Below are 20,343 nucleotides of genomic sequence, written 5' to 3'. Positions count from 1 at the left end.
AGGCGCACTGACAAAGAACAAAGCGGCGGTTGCGCCACGTAAGTTGCGATACAGGGGCCACTTGAGCTTGGCAAGTCGCAGGGGCTGGCGGTTTTGACGTCGCAGCGCAAATAGCGTACTCCATCGGCGAAACACGGAGCGGCGCAGAGCCTACCATGCAGCCTACCGCCAACGTCGCCATTGTGGTTGTCACCTACAATAGGCCCGATTTCCTCCGTCAGTTGCTGGCCTCGCTGCAGGCTCAGTCCGTGGCGCCACGATGGATCATCGTGGTTGACAATGCTAGTTCTGACCATACTCCGGAGGTCGTTGCGGCTGCGGCTGCGGCGGCAGAGGGGAGCAGGACGCCAATCGTCTCGCTGCCTCAACCCGCCAATATCGGCGGGGCAGGCGGGTTCTCAGTGGGGGTGAGCAAGGCCGTCGAGCTCGGAGCCGACTGGCTTTGGTTGATGGATGATGATGTGGAGGCGCTTCCCTCGGCAGTGGAAGTGCTGCTCAACTGGGGCGAGCGGTTCAAATGCATCCATGGGCGGCGCTACGATGCGAACGGCCAGCCCTTCTTCTTTCAGCCAGTTTTCAGCGAATGGCTCGGCGTGCCATTGCCGCGGCTTGGCGATCCATTCGCCGACGCCGACCACATCACCATCAATGCCGGGTGTTTTGAGGGCATGTTCGTTCACCGGACCGTAGTGGAGCAGGTCGGGCTGCCTGATCCCCGGTTCTTTATCACTTGGGATGACGCGGTTTATGGATGGCTCGCGTCCAGGATCACACCTGTCGTCCTGGTCAACGACTTCGTGCTGAAACGCCTTCGGCAGCAGCGGCAGATCAGCCTAGGCATAAGGCATCTTAACGATAGCAGCGACTTGTCGCGCTTCCACGTGATGCGCAACCGCGCATATGTAGCCAACTATTTTGCGCAAGCTGGCGTGTTCAGGCCCTTTGGCTTTGCCCTGGGAACTATGCTGACAGCGTTCAAGGAGCTGACGCGCATTGTGGCGATCGAACGGCGGGCCGAAGGGGTCATTCCCTTGTGGCGGGGCTGGCGAGCGGCGCGACGGATTCGCCGGGAGAAAAACTGGCGGCCTATGCCTCAACTTGCTCATCAGCAGACGCCTTCTTCCCGGGCTCAGTGAGTAGGGCTTGGGCATAGAGCCGAAGACTTTCCGGTAGATCCTCGATCAGCGACCCCCCGTCACTAATTCTGTCGGGTAAGCTCTGCAGAATGCTGCTCGCCTCATTGTCATAGGCGGAGAAGGCGGCGTCTCCAGGATCGGGACGGCTTGCCAGGAGTGAGCTTAGGATCAGGCGCAGGCAGCAGTCATCGCAGAAACGCGTACCCAGTTGTAGTGCTCGCCGAGATACGGCCGCAGCTGTTGTTGCCAGTTCATTGCCGGACATGGGGCGGTGGGACGGCTCTTCCCCTTTGCGCCTTACTCGCACGACTTCGGGGTTCAAGAGCAAGGTTTCCGCAAGCAGTGCTGGCGCGGCGCTCTCGGCGTTGCCGAGGTCAGGCTCCAGATTGTGGAACTCCAAAAAGGAGCGGCGGAACAGCGCTGGTCGGACTAACGGCTCGGTGCACAGGCTCTCGGCTGCACTGCGTTGAACATCCACGACAAGATGCTCCTTGCCCTGAGCGGTGCCAAGGACCGCAAGATCCGCATTGCCGATGATCGCAGCCTCGAACAGTCGCGCTGTTAGCGGCAGGGAGAGATGGTGTGCCAACATCCCAAAACCAAGATATCGGCCGCTGGCGAGCGGGACGGCCTTAGCCAGCGCTTCGGCCGTTGTCGGCGCTTCTGCAATCACGATCTTGAGGCGTTCGGACGCACGAGATTCCAGCCGGCTCCGGGTTTCCTGGTTGAGATCAGTTGCAGCAAGAACCAGCTCGACGGTGAAGGCGGTCGGCTCGTCTTCGAGAGCCAGAAGACTGTCGGCGTTTGCAGCGGGTAGGATCAACGAGATGTCGATCGCGTCAGCGGGCCCGGCATGGATCAAGGTGTGCAGGCTTGCATCGCGGAGGCGGAAGTGGCGCGCGAGGGACTTCAGGCGCGGGTAAATACCGCCTGTCGGGTAGCGGAGCGACTCAAAAGCCCCAATCAGCCAATCAATGGTGGTGTGCGCCGCAATCTCTTCCACCATGGCCAAATCGAAGCAGCTCTCATCGATATAGACGTTGACCAGCTTGTTCTTGAAGGCTTCTAGCTCGGAAAGGCTCCCCAATATCGTAATTCCCGGAATTGCCTCAAGGTAGGAGCGCTGCTCAGCCCTTACATAGGGGCTTGGGTGGAATAGCAGTGCCTGCGAGCCTGGACGCGCATGGACAAAGTTTATGGCTCGTTCCGCGCCTGCGGGGCCAAGATGGACGAGAATTTGGGCGGCACTCGCGTCCAGGAATGCCTCACCATTGTAAGAAACCGCCATCGAACTGGTGGCGTCATGAACCCGTGCAGTTAGCTGTTCCGGCAACCACAAGCTACGGGCAGAATGGGAGGAAAGGGCGGGCAGATGATCGGAAAGGGCGGTCATGGACGGCTCCATTGCCGCGCACGCGTGAGGGCACGCTGTAGCAGTCGGCTCGTCCCAGCGCGGTTCTCCGGGCCTAAAGCAATTTCCGGCTCAACTTGCTCGGGCTCGCGGCGGTGTGTCGCGATCATGAAGTCAGCCTGAGTTTCCGGCTCGGCGGTGCGGGAGTGAACCTGCTCAAGACGTGCAGCATCTTTTTGCAGGAACAGCCATGTCATAAAGGCACGGTCAGTTGGCAGCGCCCCTGGTTGCAGAGCGGCCGCTATCCACTCATCGGGCAGCTTTTCGAACTGGTCGCCAAGTAGTGCCACCAAGTTGGTGCGCAGAACCGGCGGCACCGACACGGCGCACCAAAGGGCGAATTGGGCGAGGAATGACACAGCATGAACGCCGGCGAGGGAGTGACGATGTTCTGCGAACACCCCCTCATTCATGATTGCCATCGACCGCACCAGGTCAAAGCGGCTCAGGTCGTTGCGGTCGGTGATCTTGCCCTGTCGTTGGGTTCGATAGAAGTAGCCGGTCTCGCCAGTAAGCACCATGCGGTCTGCAGCAAACAAGGCGTCGAAGTGAAATGGCAGATCCTCGTAGACGATGCCTTCGGGAAAGCGTGCCACCCTCTCGCGCAGGAAGGCACTTGAATAAACTCTGTTGCAGCACTGCGGCTCCATACCACCCAAGATGGGGTGTGCCTCAATGTTGGTAACCGCCAGTTGCCGCCCGTTCAGCACGGCTGCTCTAATGCCCTCATCATAAAAGGGCCAGAACTCGGTTTTGCGTTCATGGAAGACAACCGCTCGGAGCCAACCGAAGTCGGCTTTGTGCCGATCCATCAGTATCACGAGATTGGCGTAGGCAGCCGCGTTTATCCAATCATCGCCATCCACAAAGGCGATCCTAGGCGCCGTGGCGTGTTTTAAGCCCAAATTGCGGGCAAAGCCGGGCCCTTTTGGCTCCATCGAGCCAGTGTTCAGCAGACGAATATTTGCATTAGGATGAGCGGCGGCAAAGGTTTGCACCTTGAGCGCCGTATCATCGGCGGATGCATCATCCACAACGATGATTTCGCTTGAGATGACCATGGGAGCCGTGACGCTGGCAAGGCAGGCTTCGATATAGCCGCTCAGATTGCGTGCGGGAACGATGAAGCTTAGATCCGCCATTAGCCGGTAACAGTTCCTTCGAACAGAGTGGAAGTGTCTTTGGTCTTGATCGATTTGGAGCTTACGGGCATGAGGCCCTGCGCTTGAAGAATGCCGCTCATGGCGCGCTCAAACCGATTGTCCTTGTGCGCCACAAACTGGCGAATGGCAGCTTCCCTCGTGGCATAATGCGCCGCATCGTTCAGCAGTGGCTCAATGGCCTGGGCCATCGCATCTACATCGCCGAGTTGCACGAAGTCGACGATACCGGCCAAGGTACCATGCTCCGCTTGGTCTGCTCCCACTTCACTGATCACCGGCGTGCCGAGCGAAAGAGCCTCTAGCAGCCGATTGGTTTCAAGCAGACCGTTCTCGTAGAAGTGGATGTTGAGCACCAGCTTGGCGCGCCGGATTGTGTCGCGCATGGCATCATCAAAGAGATCATTGATGATCGTCACGTTGAAGCGCCGTCCGAGCGTCTCGAGTATTCGGATTCTTCGAGGGCAGTTTTCGTTGCCGTAGAACAAAACATCGATGTCTTTTTGCTGAGCGGTGTCGAGCAGTAATTCCGGGTTGGTGTCTAGCGGCATGAAGGCAAGCTGTTGAGCAGGGACGCCTTGTGCCTCCAGGTAGGCAATGTTCTGTTGGGAATAGTCGAGAATAAGTTCGGCGCGTGAGAGCAACCGGAAGTAACCTGATGTGAACCAGCGACTAGCCACGTGCTGTTCCATCTGCACGGCGTAATACCCGTCCGGCAGATCGGGGAAGTTTTGCGGGCAGACCACGAACACGGCTCGGTACGGGCTGGGGTCCCCGACGCGATCACGAACCATGTCGACCGCGAAGCCCGCCTGCCGGAGGTTCCTTGCGATAAGCTCAGCGGTGAAAAGCGCATGCGCCGTCGTGGCAACAAGGCAGCGCTCGGGTTTCTGATGCTCCGCAGCCGTGCTGGATCCTTTGCCGGTTTTTAGAGCCTGCCCGGTGCGCACGAGGCCAAGCTTAAGCTGCCGCACGGGTGCCGTGAGGCGCCAAGAGGTGCTCGCGCGCATCTGCGCTAGTTCACGCTCGGCACGCTCGGCGCGGATGGAAAGCTCATGGACTTGCCGGCGTGCTGTTTCCACTTCCTCCCCCAACGCAATTTCGCGACGACTTGCCTCATCGGCTGCAACTTTCAGGCGGGCGGTCGCTTCCTCGGCGAGCACAGGCCCAAGCAGGGCTGATGCAGGATCAAATTGCGCCCGAATTTCGCTCAATCGATGCTGAGCCTGAGGGCGCTGCCCTATGTCGCTCAGCAATCTGCTGGCGAGATAAGCGTCACTGACCGGACCGGGCAAGCGTGCCAGATCTTCGGGGGCGTAATTGAAGTGAGCCAGATCGGACCGCAGCGAAGCAACAATTTCAGCATCAGGAGTGCTAGAGGTGATACGCGCCTCCTCCATCCAGCTTCGCAAGTGGCCGATATGTGCTGCGGGCTCAGCTAGCAGTTGCTCGAACTCCACATGGAACGGCTTGAAGCTACGGCTGTGTGCTTCTGCATCCAATTGGTGGCGTAGCCAAAGCAGGGAGGCGAAACCCTCGGAGAAGCCGTTACGGTGTACCAGCGAGGCGGCGACCGACAGCGGATTGCGCAAGGTCAGCGCGATCCGTACAGAGACGTCCATCTCAGATAGCAATTCGATGAAAAAGGGTACGAAACGGCAGATTCGCGGGTCCTTGACGATGAAGACGGGGGCATTGCCGTATTCTTCAAGCAACAGCGTCTTAACGCGCGTCTTAAACTCATCGAGCCTGCGTAGCCCCAAACGCGAAAGATCGAGTGGACCTAAGTCGTCCCAGCGGCTCCCTGCGGCTTCCAGCAACTCGTCATGGAGAGCCAGCAGTTTTCTGGGCTCCCAATGTCCCGCGTCATTGCCCAATTGGGCCCCAAGCAGGTTTGTGGGTAGCTGGGCGCCCAAAAGGTTCAAGATACGCGTAAGCGCACTGGTTCCAGAACGATGCATTCCAAGAACAAGAATGCAGGTGCGCATGCTGGTTTGCTCTCCTCTACAGCAAGACTGCAGCGACTATGCTGCTTTGCGTCGCTCGTTCAAAATTCAGCATGGGCCGGAGCCTCATTTATGGGGGTGCGAGCGCTGGCGACGAACTAGCGCTTGTAAGACCAAGATTGCCTTAAGACAACCTTCGTCATCCCTTCGGCCTAGTCTGCTTAGCTATGACGATAGGCTCCCGTTGCAGTCAGCGTGACTGGGGGATGGCCCACCACGAGCCGGACGGCGGTGAGGCGGGCGGTGGCGAAGGCTCCGGTGTCGATATTGATGTGGGAGGGTAAGAGGAGGGGAGTTGGGAGCGGAGTGTGGCCATGCACCACGACCTTGCCGAAGGCGGTGTAATCGGTGGCGGCGTCTGGGCGGTACCAGAGCAGGTCGTCTTCGCTTTGCTGCTCGAGGGGCAGGCCGGGGCGCAAGCCTGCATGCACGAAGATGGTGGTCGGTGTTTCGATCACGCTGGGGGCGGCTTCGATAAACCGTCGGTGAGCCGAGGGAATAGAGCTTTCCAATATGGCGCGGGCGCCTTTGCCGGATAGGCCGCGAAGCGCACCGGCAGTCAGCCCGTAGGACTGCAGTGTTTGCGTCCCGCCAAGCCCCAGCCAATGGTGCCGCTCGGAAGGGGCGGCCAGGAAATCAAGCATCATGGCTTCGTGGTTGCCTGCCAGGGCCAGCCGCGTGAAGCCATCCGGCGGGGGCGCGAGCAGATGCTCGATCACGCCGGCGGAGCGGGGACCGCGATCAACATAGTCTCCCAACATCACGAGCCATTTCTCGCCCGCATATGATGCGGCGTCAGCAAGGATCATGCCTTCCAGTTGCTCGAGCAGATCAAGACAGCCGTGAACATCGCCCACGGCATAGACGACTGCCGGATCAGTTGAAGCGCGCAGCCTTGGCCGCTCCCCTTCGGCGGTGAGTGCAGATCGATCGAGCAGCCGCTGCAGGAACTTCATCTTGTGCACCATCCGCGGCACAAGTGCCGGCTTGGGTCGGGGGCGGTCCGGCTTGGGTGAGCCAGTTCTCTTGTAACACCAGTATTGCAGCAAAGGCTGCCAAGGAGATCGTGCCGACGCGATGATTCAAAATCGGGCAGGACTGTTTATCACATCGTGCCGACGGCGATGCGGTCACCCGCTGGCTCACATTTAGCAGTGCAAGCGCGCAAGATTAACTGGAACAGCAGAGTCTTGAAGATTCAAGTTGGCTAGGAGTTCTACATACGCAATACTCTGTTTACCACGCGAGCTATCAGGCCTGCCATGAACAATGTCATGCGTCCTCTTGATACCCAGACAGCAAAGTACATTACCGAACTTTTGCTGGAGGATGCGGGCGCTCAGGGTGCTCTTGTTCAAGTGGTTCCGGAAAACGACAATGAACTGCCCGTACAAACGGAACATGGAGGCCTGCCGCTGCTCTGGGAAGACGGCTGTCCCGTCGCGGCTGTTCCGAGCTCGTCCCAGTTGCAGATCAAGCGAGTGGTCGATGTAACCCTCGCCCTCGCAGCGCTTCTTGGGCTGGCTCCGCTCTTGCTCCTTGTCGCAGTCCTTGTGGCCGCCACCAGCCCGGGCCCGATCCTGTTCAGGCAGCGGCGCGAAGGGCTGGGTGGGCGCTTGTTCTGGACATTGAAGTTCCGATCCATGCCGGTGGATCGCTGTGACAAGAGCGGGTTGCAGCAAACCAGGCGGAATGATCCGCGGCTCACGCCTTTTGGCGCCTTTATCCGCCGGACCAGCATTGATGAGCTGCCGCAATTGCTCAATGTGCTGCGAGGAGAGATGTCCCTGGTCGGGCCTCGTCCGCATGTGCCGGGCATGTTTGCCGGCGGCATGCCCTACAAGGATCTGGTGCCCTATTACGATTGTCGGCTTGCCGTGCGGCCGGGGATCACTGGCTGGGCACAAGCCAATGGCCTGCGCGGGCCGACGGGTGATGCGGAGGCGGCACGGTCCCGCATCGAGTTCGACCTGGCCTATATGCAGAACTTGTCCGTGTGGCTTGATCTCAAGATACTGGGTCTTACCCTGCGAAACCAGTTTTTGACCGGGTCCGGCCACTAAGCTGGTGGTGAATGGCGGGGGTGACCTCATCGTGGCGGAGCGGTGAGAGCAGTTGGTGTGCGTGCGAGGGCCAGCCAAGGGCAAGAAATTTTACCCGGGCTGCTGCGCGCGCCACGCGACGATCTCGTTTAACTCTACTCTCCTGCTAGAGTATTGCGCGCAACGTCTTCAGGGAGACTCAGATTGAGAACGACAGCCAGACTGCTTGCCTATGGCGCCTTGGGCGCTTCTCTGGTGCTGGGCTTTGCCGTTACGGCGCATGGGCAGGATCGGACCATCATCAATGTCTCGTATGATCCGACGCGTGAGCTGTACCGGCAGTTCAATGAAGCCTTTGTGCGCCATTGGCAGGAAACCACGGGCGAAAACATTGCCGTACAGGTGACCCATGGCGGTTCGGGCTCACAGGCACGCACGGTGATCGACGGGCTTGAGGCCGATGTGGTCACCCTGGCCCTCGAGAGCGACATCAATGCCATCGCCGACGGAACCGATCTCATCCCCGACGACTGGCGCGAGCGGTTCGAGAACAACAGCGCACCCTATACGTCCACAATCGTGTTCCTGGTGCGCAAGGGCAATCCGGACGGCATCGTTGATTGGGGTGACCTGATCAAGGAGGGGGTGGAAGTGATTACGCCCAATCCCAAGACTTCGGGCGGCGCCCGCTGGAATCTTCTGGCTGGATGGGCCTGGGCGCGCGCCCAGGAGGGCGGGAGCGACGAAACGGCGAAGGCCTTCATCACCGAACTTTACCGGCATGTGCCCGTGCTCGACACCGGCGCGCGTGGCGCGACCACGACCTTTGTGCAACGCGGCATCGGCGATGTGTTGCTGGCCTGGGAGAACGAGGCCTACCTCGCGATGGAGGAGCTTGGCCCTGATGCGTTCGATATCGTGACCCCCTCCGTTTCGATCCTGGCCGAGCCGCCCGTCGCCCTGGTGGAAGGCAATGTGGACCGCAAGGGGACGCGGGACGTTGCGGAGGCATATCTGCAATATCTTTATTCAGACGAAGGGCAGGCCATCGCCGCTGCGAACTATTATCGCCCATTCCGCCCCGAGGCTGCGGCTCCCGAGGATGTTGCGCGGTTTGGTGAGGTCAATCTTGTGACTATCGAGGAGTTCGGCGGCTGGCGCGAGGCGCAGCCGGCGTTCTTTGCCGATGGGGGCATCTTCGACCAAATTTACTCAGGCCCTACACAGTAGTTTTGGAGGATCGGCCGGGCAGCCGGCCGATCCCCGCCTTGTTGATCCCTTTTTCGCCCATCCCGAGGTGGTGCGGGTCTATCCATTCGCTTGCGTCACTATGCCCGACTAAGGTATCTCGCGCATAAGCGTCGGGCGAGAAGGCGAAGAGCATGATCAAAGACGGCGGCGTCGGCACGGGAGTGCCCGAGGAATCATTCGTAATTGCCGATCGGCCATCGGCTTACTGCGCCAGCCTCCCAGTAGCCGACAGCCGTAGCCTTGTCGCAGTGGGCCCGCGGGCCAAGCGGGAGCAAGCATGAGCGCGGCCGGGAACAGACACAGCATGCCGCTCCCTGATCAGCAACTCGCAGGGATGCTTTCCGCACGGGACGCAATCGAGGGTCGGCTGGAGCAGTTGCTTGCCAGTCCAACAGGTGTGCCGCCCAATTTGAGCGCGGCGTTGCGTCATGCGCTGCTTGCCCCCAGCAAACGCATCCGGCCCTTGCTGGTTTATCATGTGGTGGAGCCCCAGGACGCGCAGATTGCCGGCGCGCTCGACCTGGGGTGCGCGGTGGAGATGGTCCACACCGCCTCGCTCATTCTGGATGATTTGCCCTGCATGGACGATGCGGTGATGCGCCGGCAACGCCCGACAACGCATATGGCGTTTGGGCAGGCGACCGCCATTCTGGCGGCTATTGCCCTCTTGAGCCAGGCCTTTGGGATATTGGCGGCGCTTGCCGGCGTTGACGATGCCACCAAGACCCGACTGGCGGCGGAGTTGTCGGCGGCGGTAGGCTGGACCGGCTTGGTGGCGGGCCAGGAGCTCGACGTCAATGAGCGCGCCAGTATTGTTGCCGTGGATGGAATCGAGCGGCTGAATTGGCTCAAGACAGGCGTGTTGTTTGTCGCAGCCGCCCGGATGGGCGCCATGCTGCGCGGCCTGCCCGATGAGGAGGTGGAGGCCGTTGGCTTGTTTGCTTCCCATTTGGGACTGGCGTTTCAAACTGCCGACGACCTGCTCGACAGCAATGCGACGGCCGACGAGGCAGGCAAGGATGTCGGCAAGGATGGCAACAAGACCACGCTCGTGACCTTGTTTGGCGAACAGGCGGCGCTGCTCAGCTATCGCGAGCATTTGGACAAGGCGGAAGCTGCGCTGTTGCAGACGCGGGTCAATGCCCCGCCATTGATGGCCATGATCGCGCGCCTGTTTGAACGACGCGAGACCCCGACGCCGTGATCTCGCAGCCAGCGGCACTACAAGTCCAGGCGCTGCGCATCAGCTATGGCAAAAGACAGGTCCTTAACGGGGTCGACCTCGTGGTGAACGCGGGCGAGATCTTCGGCTTGCTTGGGCCCAATGGCGCGGGCAAGACAACGTTGATCCGGTCGATCTGCGGGCGCTGCAAACCCGATGCGGGGCAGATCTCCATCGCCGGCAAAGTGGGCCGGGGCAGGGATGTGCGCCGCCAAATCGGCCTCGTGCCGCAGGAGATCGCGCTTTATCCCCATCTCACCGCGCGCGAAAACCTGCTGGTATTCGGGCGCTTGATGGGGCTTTCGGCCGCCGAGGCCAAGGCCGCTGTGGTCTGGGCGAGTGCTGCCACCCATATCGAGGCACGACTGGCCGATCAGGTGGGGATCCTGTCAGGTGGCTGGAAGCGCCGCGTCAATATCGCGGCGGCTATTCTGCATCGCCCGGCGCTGCTAATCCTCGATGAGCCAACCGTCGGCGTCGATGTGGAAGCACGTAACCATCTGCACGAAGTGATTGCCGAATTGGCGGGTGCGGGCATGGGAGTGCTGCTGGCGACCCACGATCTCGATCAGGCCGAAACCATTTGTTCCCGGGTGGGCTTTTTGCGCGGCGGAGTGATCGGGCCGCAGGGCGCGACGCGGGCGCTGGTGGATGAGGTGTTTCAAGGGCGCCAACAGATCATTGTCGAGTTGCGGCGCGCCCCAACACCAGAGCAGATCGACTTCCTCAATCAGCGTGGGTTTGAGCCGGTGCAGGCAGCGATGATCTGGTCGCGCATGAGCGGGGCGACGCCGATACCGGCTGCAGACCTGGCGAAATGGCTGGCCAATGCCGGCATCGAAACGCGTGAATTGCGGCTGCGGGAGCCAGGGTTGGACAGTCTTTTTCTCCACCTGTCGCGGCAAGGGCAAGCAGTGCCGGGGGCAGCCGCGTGATCCTGGCCATGCTGCGCGTCATGGTGCTCAGTCTTGTGCGCGATCGCGGTGCGCTGGCGATGGCCTTTGTGCTGCCGCCGATGATCTTTGTGATCTTTGCCGCAATTTTTGCAGGGACCGGGGGGGAGGAAATGCGCCTCCAGGTGGGGTTCGGGGTGGCTGATGCTGCGTCCGTCGATCCCCGGTTCGAGGCGGCGTTACGTGAAATCCCCGCGCTACGGGTGCTGGAGGGCAGCATTGGCTCGGAAGCCGAGATGCAGGCATTGGTGCAGGCAGGCCACGCCGATGTGGGGCTGTTTCTGCGTGATGGGCTGGCACGCACCGATGCCGCACCAGTGGTGATCTTTGCCGACCCCGCCAAGAGCATGGCCCCGGCCATATTGATGGGCCATGTGCAGCGCATCCTGGCCCAGGATCTGCCCGATGTCGCGGTGTCGAGAACGGCACCCCTGGTGGGTGAGCTCGTGGGCGGCTTTTCACCAGAACAATCCCAGCGTCTCACCGCGGCTCTCAACGCGCTGGCCGCAGGGCCGGCGGAGGGCGGTGCGAGCGCCGAGCTCAGCGAGATCCATACCGTGGGTGAGGCCAGCGATGGCAGCGCCGCGGTCACCTATTATGCGGGTGCCGTCGCGATCCTGTTTCTGCTGTTTTCGGCCATGCAAGGGGCGGCGACGCTGATCGAGGAGCGCAATTCGGGCATTGTCGATCGATTGGCGGTGGGGCCGGCGGGAACCGATGTCGTCGTGATCGGCAAGTTCCTGTTCCTGATCGGGCAGGGCGTGGTGCAGGCCGGCTTGATCTTCGGGCTCGCCATCCTGCTTTACCAGGTGCCGGTGCTGCAGCATTGGTGGCCCTGGTTGCTGACCACTGTTGCCGCGGCCGTGGCGGCGGCGGGCCTAGGGCTGGCCGTAGCCGCATTTTGCACCAGCAAGCAGCAGGCTCAGACCATCGCGACCTTCCTCGTGCTGGTGTGTTCGGCGGTGGGTGGCTCGATGGTGCCTCGGTTCATGATGCCGCCCTGGCTGCAGGAACTGGGCTGGTTCACCCCCAATGCCTGGGCCATCGAGGCGTATCAGGGTGCGATGTGGCGGGGGGACGCCCTAGCGGCATTGGCGCCGAGCCTCGCCGTTCTGGTCGGGACCGGGCTGGTCGGGGTGTCGTTGGCGGTGGGGATCTCGCGGTTGCGGCTGCGCTTTTAGGCCGCGCGAGCTCTTGCCCTCACTTCAGCCGCGTTCTGGGCTATGCTAGACTAGACACAGGCGCCTGATCGAGTTTGAACATGGACACGCTTCTCCACTTTCTTGTGCCGACCGTGCTGGTGGTGGCAACCACCGCCTTCATGGAATGGTTCGCATCCTGGTCGCATGAGCACATCATGCATGGCTGGGGTTGGGGCTGGCATCAGTCACACCACGAGCCGCACGACGACGCGCTGGAAAAGAACGATCTCTTTGCGGTCGTGTTTGCCGGCTTTGCCATCGCCTTGTTCGCGCTGGGGGCTTTTGTCTGGTGGCCACTGACCTGGATTGCGCTGGGCATCACCATCTACGGCGCGTTGTACTTTTTCATGCATGACGGGCTGGTGCACCAGCGCTGGCCGTTCAAGCATGTGCCCCGCAAAGGCTATCTGAAGCGGGTCTACCAGGCCCATCGCCTTCACCATGCCGTGCAGGGCAAGGACGGATGTGTTTCATTCGGCTTTGTTTATGCCGAACCGGTCGACAAGCTGGTCAAGAAGCTCAACACGGGGCGCCGGCCATTCGATGCCGAGGCGCTCAAGGACGAAGAACGTCCCACCGCCTAAGGGCGCTGCCAGAGCCCGTCGCGATCGGCCTGGGGACGGGGCAGGCGGGAGGCGGCCACATCGGCGAGGCTCGCGAGAACCAGCAGGGCTTTGCGGGTGCCGGAGGTCGAGACCCGGGCGTCCCAAGCCTTGGGGCCGCCCTGGCGCAATTGGGTGCCGATGGCGCGATAAACCCGGCGCGCGGCAGCAATGGCCCAGGCCGAACGGGGCGGCAGCGCCGCCATTCCCGATCCTGCGGACGCATAATAGCGCTCGGCCAGGTCCAGCAGTTCAAGAGCCGCACGATGCAGCGCCGGGCGCTGTTCGGCATTATCGGCCTCGATGGTGGTGATGCCATGGCGCGCGAGCAGGTCGGCGGGGAGGTAAACCCGGCCGGCGCGGGCGTCTTCAACTACATCGCGGGCGATATTGGTGAGCTGGAAAGCGATGCCGAGGTCCGAGGCACGATCCAGCACGCGGCTGTCGCGGGCGCCCATGATCATGGCCATCATCACGCCAACGACGCCAGCCACGTGGTAGCAATAATCGAGGGTGTCGTTGATGGTAGCGTAATGGCGCTCGGCGGTATCCATGGCGAAGCCGGCCAGCAGTTCCTGGGGGTGGCGCGCCGGGATTTGGTTGCGCTCGACGACGCGGCGCAGCGCTTCAAAGATTGGATCGTTTCCCGTTTCGCCCCGCAGTGCGGCGGCGGTCTGTTCCTGCAGCTGATGCAGCCGCTCGGCTTGGCCGCGCCGGAATTCGGGGTCCTGCGCATGGCCCAGGGTCTGCCCGTCTATGACGTCATCGCAGTGGCGGCACCAGGCATAGAGCATGACGGCGTCGTCGCGGGTTTGCCGATCGAACAGGCGCGCGGCGGCGGCAAAGCTCTTGGAGCCCTGGGCAATGGCGGTTTCGCTTTGGGTAACGACCGCATCGCTCATGGGGCAGCATCCGCAATCATCAGGCCGGCGGTGGCCTTGGCCGAACCGACCACGCCGGGAATACCAGCGCCGGGATGGGTGCCGGCGCCCACGATATAGAGATTGGCGAAGTTGTCGTCGCGGTTGTGGGGCCGGAACCAGGCGCTCTGGGTCAGGATCGGCTCGACCGAAAAGGCGGAACCGAGATGGGCGTTGAGTTCGTCGCGGAAGTCGAAGGGGGTGAAGTGGCGAACCGTCACCAGATCCTTGAGGAGATCGGGGATGTAGTGATCGTTGAGGTATTGGAGGATGCGGTCGCGATAGATCGGCCCCTGCACGTCCCAGTCAATATCGGCAGTGCCCAGATGGGGTACGGGCGAGAGCACGTAATAGGCGCTGGAGCCGGCCGGGGCGAGGCTGGGGTCGGTGACTGACGGGGCGTGCAGATAAAGCGAGAAATCATCGGCGAGGCCATCGGCCTTGAAGATTTCCGAGATCAGTTCGCGATAGCGGGGCCCGAACAGCACCATGTGGTGGCGCAGTTCAGGATGTTCGGTCTTGAGGCCGAAATAGATCACGAAGAGCGACATGGAGAAGCGCTTCTTTTCGAGCGCCTTGGCTTGGGCGGGCCCGCGCTGGGTGGCGCGCAGCATGTGCTTATAGGTGTGCACCACATCGGCATTGGAGGCGACCATGTCGAAGCGCTGGGTGGTGCCATCTGCGAGTGATACACCGGTGACGCGGTCGCCCTCGGCTTCGATGCGGTCGATGGCGGCGTTGAGATGGACCTTGCCGCCCAGATCCTCGAAGAGGCGCACCATGCCCGCGATCAGGGCGCCCGTGCCCCCTTGAGCAAACCAGACGCCGCCCTTGCGTTCAAGGGCGTGGATCAGGGCATAGATGGAAGAGGTCTCGAAGGGATTGCCGCCAACCAGGAGCGAATGGAAGCTGAAGGCCTGGCGCAGTTGGTCGTCCTTGATGAACTGGGCGACCTTGGAATAAACGCTGCGATGACTTTCGAGGCGCACCAACTGGGGGGCGGCCTTGATCATCGACCAGAAGTTGAGGAACGGCACGGTGCCCAGCTTCTCGTAGCCCTCGCGATACAGGTCTTCGGAATAGCGCAGGAAGCGGTGGTAGCCAGCCACGTCCTCGGGGGACTTGGCGGCGATCTGGCGATCGATATCGGCCTGATCATTGGCGTAGTCGAAGCGATAGCCGTCCTCCCAGCAGAGCTGGTAGAATGGGGTTACGGGCAAAAGGGTGACATAGTCCGAGAGCTTGCGTCCGCTCAGCGCCCAGAGCTGCTCAAGGCAGTCGGGATCGGTGATGACGGTGGGGCCGGCATCGAAGGTGAAGCCATCGTCGGTATAGACATAGGCGCGCCCACCGGGCTTGTCGCGCTTTTCATAGAGGGTCGTGGCAATGCCGGCGCTTTGCAGGCGAATGGCAAGGGCCAGCCCGCCAAAGCCAGCTCCGATCACTGCCGCGGTTTGATTGGGCTTGGTGCTCACGAGGGCTCCTGGGACAAGAAGGGCGCTTCCCGCAGACAGGGCAGGGCGCGATGAATGGGGACGGGCGGCTTGCCCATCAGGATGCGCGCCATGTCGGCCGGCGTGGTCTGGCCGGCATAGAAGCGCTCGATCAGCGGTTCGCCGAGGCGATAGAACCGCTGCAGGACGAGGTGGCGGCGCTCGGGCCTGGCGGCGCGGAACAGCATGCGGTTCAGCAGGCGGTAGAACTTTTGCGCACGGGCGCGTGCAATGGCGTGGGCGCGGATGCGTGCGGCCAGTTCGGGGCTGGCGGACGGCCAGGTCTCGGCCACCAGATTGGCAACGCGCACCGCTTCGGGGAGGCTATAGCCGGTAGTGGGATGAAACAGCGCGGCCCGCATGCCCGCCTGCGGGATGTCGCGAGGACGATCGGCCCAGAATTGCTCGGCATCATAGGCGAGCGCGATCGGCAGGACGCCATGTTCCTCGCGCACCACGCTGGCGATGGTCCAGCCCTGCGCCTGGGCGTAGCCAGCTATGTCGCGGGCAAGTTCATCGCGATCGAGGTTGTCGCCATCCGAATATCTGGTGTCCTCGATGAGGATGCGCGTGGGCGAAAAGGGCAGGAGATAGACAAAGCGGTAGCCGTCGCGCTGGTCGACCGAGGCATCCATGATCACAGGGAGTTTGATCCCGTGCGGCTCGGTGGTTTCAACTTCCTGCCCGACGAATTTTTGGAAACCGAGCGCCAGCGCGGGGCTGGGGGTGAAGCCGCTGGTGTCGATGACGCATTGGGCCCGCAGCTCTTCGCCGCTGGCGAGGGTCACTCCCTCCGGGCGCAGATCGGCCACGGGGGCGGCACTGCGGATCGTCAGGTTGGGAAGAGCTTGCATGGCCGCGGCCACCGAGGCCGAGGACAGGCTCGCATAGCCGGAGCGGAGATCGCGTGAAAAGGCCTGGAAGCGGACGGACTGGCCAGCCCAGCGATGGGCGATGAGCGGGGACAGCCAATGCAGGTCGGCAGCGCTGACATCCCCGGTGTGGAACGACCAGGTATGTTCGCCAAAGGGCTGGTCACTGGCTTCGAGCATGACGATGGGCGGGGGATTGGGCGTCTTGGCGAGCCGTTGCGCAATCAAGCCGCCGGCCAGTCCCGCACCAACGAGAATCAGCGGATCGGTGGTGGTGCCATGCTGCATGAAGATGGTGGGGTCCGCTCGGTGTTGCGGGCGGACAATAGGGGATTGGCGGGCAAAGTCATCAAGCTTCGTTGCAGCGGCGCTAACATCTTCGAGCGCGAAGGCGCAGGAGCCGCAGAGCTGCCGGAGTTCAGCCATCGTTGCCGCTGGGGCAACAGAGTGTAGCGCCATCGCGCTGTTGCGCCGCCGCGGGTCGGTAGCCGATATTCAGGCCCAGAAAAGAAGGAGTGTGGCCATGGCTATCGAACATTATCGGGATGCGCCGGGTGCGGGAGCGGAGGCGCCGCTGTTTGTGCTGTTTCATGGCACGGGCGGGGACGAGAACCAGTTCTTCGCGCTTGGGAGCCAGCTGCTGCCGGGTGCGCGGGTGGTCACGCCTCGGGGCGATGTCAGTGAAAGCGGGGCGCTGCGCTTTTTCCGCCGCACTGGAGAGGGCGTCTATGACATGGACGATCTTTGGGCACGGGTGGCTGATATGGCCGCGTTTATCGAGGCGCGACGGGCGGAAAGCCAGCCGAGCAAGCTCGTCGGGCTGGGTTATTCCAATGGCGCCAATATCCTCGCGGCGCTGCAGTTTGTCCGGCCCGACCTGTTTGATGCCAGCGTGCTGATGCACCCGCTGATCCCGTTTGCGCCGGAACCGAACCCCGGTCTGGCGGGGCGGCAGGTGTTGCTGACGGCGGGCCGGCGTGACCCGATGGTGCCGGCCGGGGCGACCGAGGCGCTGGAGCAGTATTTCGCCGGGCAGGGCGCGCAGACACGCCTCTTCTGGCACGAAGGCGGCCACGAGCTGCGGCAGGAAGAACTGCTGGAAGCCCGGGATTTTCTCAGCCCTTTCGCGCCCCGGGAGGCCTGAGCGACGCCCTAAGCCGCCCGATTAAGCTTGTCAAAGGCCCGGATTTGCCGGACCGGATTGTCGTGCTAGCACATGACGATCCGGGGGAGGACTTCGATGAGCCGTATCGCTGTTACAGCCTTGACCATCGCCGTGCTGGCCGTGCCGGCATCGGCCGCCAGCTTTGATTGCAGCAAGGCGAGCACGCCTTTCGAGCGCGCCATTTGCGAGAACCCCGAACTGTCGCGCGCCGACGAGACCCTTGCCAAGAGCTTTGCCACGGCGACCGGTGGGCTGACCACCCAAGCAACGGATGCCCTGCGCGCCGACCAGCGGAGCTGGCTCGACTTTGCCCAGCGCGCCTGCAGCGATGATGCGCAGCCCTTGACCACGGGGAGCTATGACGAAGAAGGGGTCTCGTGCCTGCGCACCCTGTTCGAGAACCGGGGCAAGGTTCTGGAAGGCAGCCGCATGCTGGGTGGCAAGCGGTTCTATCCGACGAGCAACTACGCGGTGCTGCCCGATCCGGAAGCGGCAGGCGATCCGGATTCCTTTTGGAAGGTGGCCACCCATTCGCTGGCCCTGCCCCTGCTGGACAGCGACGATCCCCTGGCCGCGGGGTTCAATGAGTTCGTGGTTGCGCAAGCCAATGAGCTGACGCCGCTGCGCACGCTGGTGGATGAGGGGGAAGCCGAAGCGCTGGAAACCAGCAGCGACAGCGATGTCGCGATTACGGTCCAGGAGGTCACGCCCAGCCGGATCAGCCTTGATGTGTCGACCTTCTGGTATGGGCATGGCGCGGCGCACGGCAATTGGGCGACCACCTATCTGCATTACTATGTGCCCGAGAACCGCGCGCTGGAGGCCAGCGACTTGTTCACGGGTGAGGGCTGGCGGGGCAAGCTGCTCGACCTGGTCTGGCAGCAGCTGCAACAAGAGCATGGCGAAAACCTGCAGCTCGAGGGGCCGCAGGACCTGGCCGAGGTAGTGATCGATCCCAGCCGGTGGAGCTTTGAGAATGACCGCGGGCTCACCATGCAGTTCGAGCCCTATGAGGTGGCCGCCTACGCCTATGGCGCCCCGACGGTCACGATCGGCTGGGACAAGCTCGAGGACCTGCTCGGCCCCAATGCCAATGCGGTGCGCTACGGCTCCTGAGGCTCAGGCGCGCAGGTCGGCCCATTCGGGATGGCGGCGGAACTGTGCCACCACATAAGAGCATAGCGGGGTGATCTTGAAGCCCTCGGCGCGCGCATCGCTGATCGCCGCATTGACGAGGCGGGCGGCAATGCCGCGGCCTTCGAATTGCGGTGGCACGCCGGTATGGTCGATGACCATGGAGCCATCGGGTCCGGTGCGGTAGGTCATTTCCGCCTCTGCCCCGCCGTCGAGGCGCACGAGGTAGCGCCCGCTCTTGGGACCATCTTCACGTTCCACTGTGTATTGGGTGTCGCTCAAGGGGCTCGTCCTTGGTTGGATTGGGCTCGGATCATAAAACGCCGCGGGGCGCCGGCAAGTTGCCGGCGGGGTGGCCGCGAGAAACTGGAGATGCAGATGTCCATGCCTATTCACCACATGATTGCCGCCGGCCCGCAACCGGTGGCGCCGTTTTCCCATGCGGTGGAGGCCGATGGCTGGGTGTTCGTCACCGGGCAAATGCCGACCGACCCGGCGGCGCCCGATGCACCGCTGCCGGAGGGCATCGAGGCGCAGACGCGTCGCGTGGTGGAGAATTTGCGGGTGGTGCTGGCCGGGGTCGGGCTGGGACTCGAGCATGTCACCATGGCGCGGATTTACCTCACCCAGTTCGAGCGGGATTACGCAGCACTCAATGCGCTGTGGCCGACATTTTTCGAGGCCGGGAAACTGCCGGCGCGCACCACGGTGGGGGTGACGGCACTCGCGGTGGGGGCGCTGGTCGAGATCGATCTGGTGGCACGGCGGCCTTAGGACGTTGGTTGGCGGGGCATCGGTGAAGAGTGCCTTGCGTCGGGGCTCTCGTCCCCCACCCTTGATCCCTCCCCGCTAGGGGGAGGGTGTCGACTGCGGGTCCGGTGGGCTTAGGCGGTATAGGCTTTGACGGTCTGCTGCTGCTCGCCGAGGCCTTCGATGCCGAGGCGCATGACGTTGCCGGGCTTGAGCCAGACGGGCTCGGGCTTGATGCCCATGCCGACGCCGGGAGGGGTGCCGGTGGTGATGATGTCGCCGGGCTGCAGGCTCATGAACTGGCTGACATAGCTGACCACATGGGCGACGCCGAAGATCATGGTCTTGGTAGAGCCGTCCTGGTAGCGCTTGCCGTCCACTTCGAGCCACATCTTGAGGTTTTGCGGATCGGCAACTTCGTCCTTGGTCACGAGCCAAGGGCCGATGGGGCCGAAGGTGTCAGCACCCTTGCCCTTGTCCCAGGTGCCGCCACGCTCGGTCTGGAAGTGGCGCTCGGACACGTCGTTGCAGACGCAATAGCCGGCGACATAGTCCATGGCATCGGCTTCTTCGACGTAGCGGGCTTCCTTGCCGATCACGACGGCCAGTTCCACTTCCCAATCGGGCTTGATCGAGTTCTTGGGAATGATGACGTCGTCATTGGGGCCGATGATGGCGCTGGTGGCCTTCATGAAGATGATGGGCTCTTCGGGAATGGCCGCGCCGGTTTCGGCGGCATGGTCGGCATAGTTGAGGCCGATGCAGATGAACTTGCCCACATTGGCGACGCAAGGGCCGATACGATCGCTTTGCAGCTGGGGCAGGGCGTTGATGTCAGCCGCACGGATACGCGCCAGCCCTTCATCGGACAGGGTTTGCCCGCCAATATCGGCCACAACGCCGGTCAGGTCACGAACCGTGCCGTCTTCGGCCAGAATGGCGGGCTTTTCGGCGCCCTTGGGCCCAACGCGCAGCAGTTTCATCGGCGAACTCCATGGTTGTAAGTGGCTTTGCGCGGATTGCG

General features: G+C 62.4%; 19 protein-coding genes. 10 read left to right on the top strand and 9 right to left on the bottom strand.

Annotated features, from left to right (window positions below):
* The first annotated feature begins 155 nt into the window (after window positions 1-155).
* Complete coding sequence (locus ELX51_RS13910) at window positions 156-1,136, top strand: glycosyltransferase family 2 protein (RefSeq protein WP_127754088.1); 981 nt, start codon at window positions 156-158, stop codon at window positions 1,134-1,136.
* Here ELX51_RS13910 and ELX51_RS13905 read toward each other — a convergent pair.
* The 4 genes from ELX51_RS13905 to ELX51_RS13890 form a co-directional block, all read right to left on the bottom strand.
* Entirely contained in the window at window positions 1,087-2,529 is a 1,443-nt protein-coding gene (locus ELX51_RS13905; RefSeq protein ID WP_127754087.1) for a hypothetical protein, read from the bottom strand. The genes ELX51_RS13910 and ELX51_RS13905 overlap by 50 nt on opposite strands.
* A complete protein-coding gene (locus tag ELX51_RS13900) occupies window positions 2,526-3,689 on the bottom strand; it encodes a glycosyltransferase family A protein (RefSeq protein ID WP_127754086.1) in 1,164 nt (387 codons plus the stop codon). The genes ELX51_RS13905 and ELX51_RS13900 overlap by 4 nt, the downstream gene beginning before the upstream one ends.
* Window positions 3,689-5,695, bottom strand: coding sequence for a sulfotransferase (locus ELX51_RS13895; RefSeq protein WP_127754085.1), 2,007 nt, complete (start codon window positions 5,693-5,695; stop codon window positions 3,689-3,691). The genes ELX51_RS13900 and ELX51_RS13895 overlap by 1 nt, the downstream gene beginning before the upstream one ends.
* 179 nt (window positions 5,696-5,874) lie before the next feature.
* Window positions 5,875-6,669, bottom strand: a complete 795-nt coding sequence (locus ELX51_RS13890) for a metallophosphoesterase family protein (protein WP_164854875.1) — start codon at window positions 6,667-6,669, stop codon at window positions 5,875-5,877.
* A gap of 318 nt (window positions 6,670-6,987) precedes the next feature.
* On the opposite strand from ELX51_RS13890, the gene ELX51_RS13885 reads away from it, so the two are divergent.
* The 6 genes from ELX51_RS13885 (at window position 6,988) to ELX51_RS13860 (ending at window position 12,967) form a co-directional block, all read left to right on the top strand.
* Window positions 6,988-7,776 carry a sugar transferase gene (locus tag ELX51_RS13885; protein WP_127754083.1) on the top strand — a complete coding sequence of 263 codons (789 nt, stop codon included), beginning with the start codon at window positions 6,988-6,990 and terminating at the stop codon, window positions 7,774-7,776.
* Between the two features lie 219 nt (window positions 7,777-7,995).
* Window positions 7,996-8,985, top strand: a complete 990-nt coding sequence (locus ELX51_RS13880; RefSeq protein WP_206524751.1) for a sulfate ABC transporter substrate-binding protein — start codon at window positions 7,996-7,998, stop codon at window positions 8,983-8,985.
* 325 nt (window positions 8,986-9,310) lie between these two features.
* Window positions 9,311-10,210, top strand: a complete 900-nt coding sequence (locus tag ELX51_RS13875; protein ID WP_164854874.1) for a polyprenyl synthetase family protein — start codon at window positions 9,311-9,313, stop codon at window positions 10,208-10,210.
* Entirely contained in the window at window positions 10,207-11,163 is a 957-nt protein-coding gene (locus tag ELX51_RS13870; RefSeq protein WP_127754080.1) for an ABC transporter ATP-binding protein, read from the top strand. Before ELX51_RS13875 ends, ELX51_RS13870 begins: the two co-directional genes overlap by 4 nt.
* Window positions 11,160-12,362, top strand: coding sequence for an ABC transporter permease (locus tag ELX51_RS13865; protein ID WP_127754079.1), 1,203 nt, complete (start codon window positions 11,160-11,162; stop codon window positions 12,360-12,362). Before ELX51_RS13870 ends, ELX51_RS13865 begins: the two co-directional genes overlap by 4 nt.
* A gap of 80 nt (window positions 12,363-12,442) precedes the next feature.
* On the top strand, window positions 12,443-12,967 hold the full coding sequence (locus ELX51_RS13860; protein WP_127754078.1) for a sterol desaturase family protein: 525 nt from the start codon (window positions 12,443-12,445) through the stop codon (window positions 12,965-12,967).
* Here ELX51_RS13860 and ELX51_RS13855 read toward each other — a convergent pair.
* The 3 genes from ELX51_RS13855 to crtY are packed head-to-tail and all read right to left on the bottom strand — an operon-like array spanning window position 12,964 to window position 16,696.
* Window positions 12,964-13,887 (bottom strand): phytoene/squalene synthase family protein, encoded by a 924-nt coding sequence (locus tag ELX51_RS13855; RefSeq protein ID WP_127754077.1) that lies wholly within the window; start codon window positions 13,885-13,887, stop codon window positions 12,964-12,966. The two genes, ELX51_RS13860 and ELX51_RS13855, sit on opposite strands and share 4 nt — an antisense overlap.
* Window positions 13,884-15,380 (bottom strand): phytoene desaturase, encoded by a 1,497-nt coding sequence (locus ELX51_RS13850; protein ID WP_127754076.1) that lies wholly within the window; start codon window positions 15,378-15,380, stop codon window positions 13,884-13,886. The genes ELX51_RS13855 and ELX51_RS13850 overlap by 4 nt, the downstream gene beginning before the upstream one ends.
* Window positions 15,377-16,696 (bottom strand): lycopene beta-cyclase CrtY, encoded by a 1,320-nt coding sequence (crtY, locus tag ELX51_RS13845; protein WP_248305124.1) that lies wholly within the window; start codon window positions 16,694-16,696, stop codon window positions 15,377-15,379. The genes ELX51_RS13850 and crtY overlap by 4 nt, the downstream gene beginning before the upstream one ends.
* A 97-nt stretch (window positions 16,697-16,793) precedes the next feature.
* Between crtY and ELX51_RS13840 the strand changes: the two genes are divergently transcribed.
* Together ELX51_RS13840 and ELX51_RS13835 are read left to right on the top strand one after the other, a co-directional pair.
* Window positions 16,794-17,414, top strand: coding sequence for an alpha/beta hydrolase (locus tag ELX51_RS13840; protein WP_127754075.1), 621 nt, complete (start codon window positions 16,794-16,796; stop codon window positions 17,412-17,414).
* A gap of 96 nt (window positions 17,415-17,510) precedes the next feature.
* A complete protein-coding gene (locus tag ELX51_RS13835; RefSeq protein ID WP_164854873.1) occupies window positions 17,511-18,551 on the top strand; it encodes a DUF3298 domain-containing protein in 1,041 nt (346 codons plus the stop codon).
* A 3-nt stretch (window positions 18,552-18,554) separates the two neighbouring features.
* Here ELX51_RS13835 and ELX51_RS13830 read toward each other — a convergent pair whose 3' ends face one another.
* A complete protein-coding gene (locus ELX51_RS13830) occupies window positions 18,555-18,851 on the bottom strand; it encodes a GNAT family N-acetyltransferase (RefSeq protein ID WP_248305123.1) in 297 nt (98 codons plus the stop codon).
* A gap of 117 nt (window positions 18,852-18,968) precedes the next feature.
* Between ELX51_RS13830 and ELX51_RS13825 the strand changes: the two genes are divergently transcribed.
* On the top strand, window positions 18,969-19,343 hold the full coding sequence (locus tag ELX51_RS13825; RefSeq protein WP_127755291.1) for a RidA family protein: 375 nt from the start codon (window positions 18,969-18,971) through the stop codon (window positions 19,341-19,343).
* Between the two features lie 110 nt (window positions 19,344-19,453).
* On the opposite strand, the gene ELX51_RS13820 is transcribed toward ELX51_RS13825, so the two are convergent.
* Window positions 19,454-20,302: a fumarylacetoacetate hydrolase family protein gene (locus ELX51_RS13820; RefSeq protein ID WP_127754072.1), complete on the bottom strand. Its 849-nt coding sequence runs from the start codon at window positions 20,300-20,302 to the stop codon at window positions 19,454-19,456.
* Between the last annotated feature and the right edge of the window lie 41 nt (window positions 20,303-20,343).

Origin of the sequence: Devosia sp. 1566 (assembly GCF_004005995.1) — a bacterium.
In the GTDB taxonomy this organism is placed as follows: Bacteria; Pseudomonadota; Alphaproteobacteria; order Rhizobiales; family Devosiaceae; genus Devosia.
The sequence above is the reverse complement of the archived record's forward strand: the minus strand, read 5'-3'. Positions and strand labels throughout refer to the sequence as shown.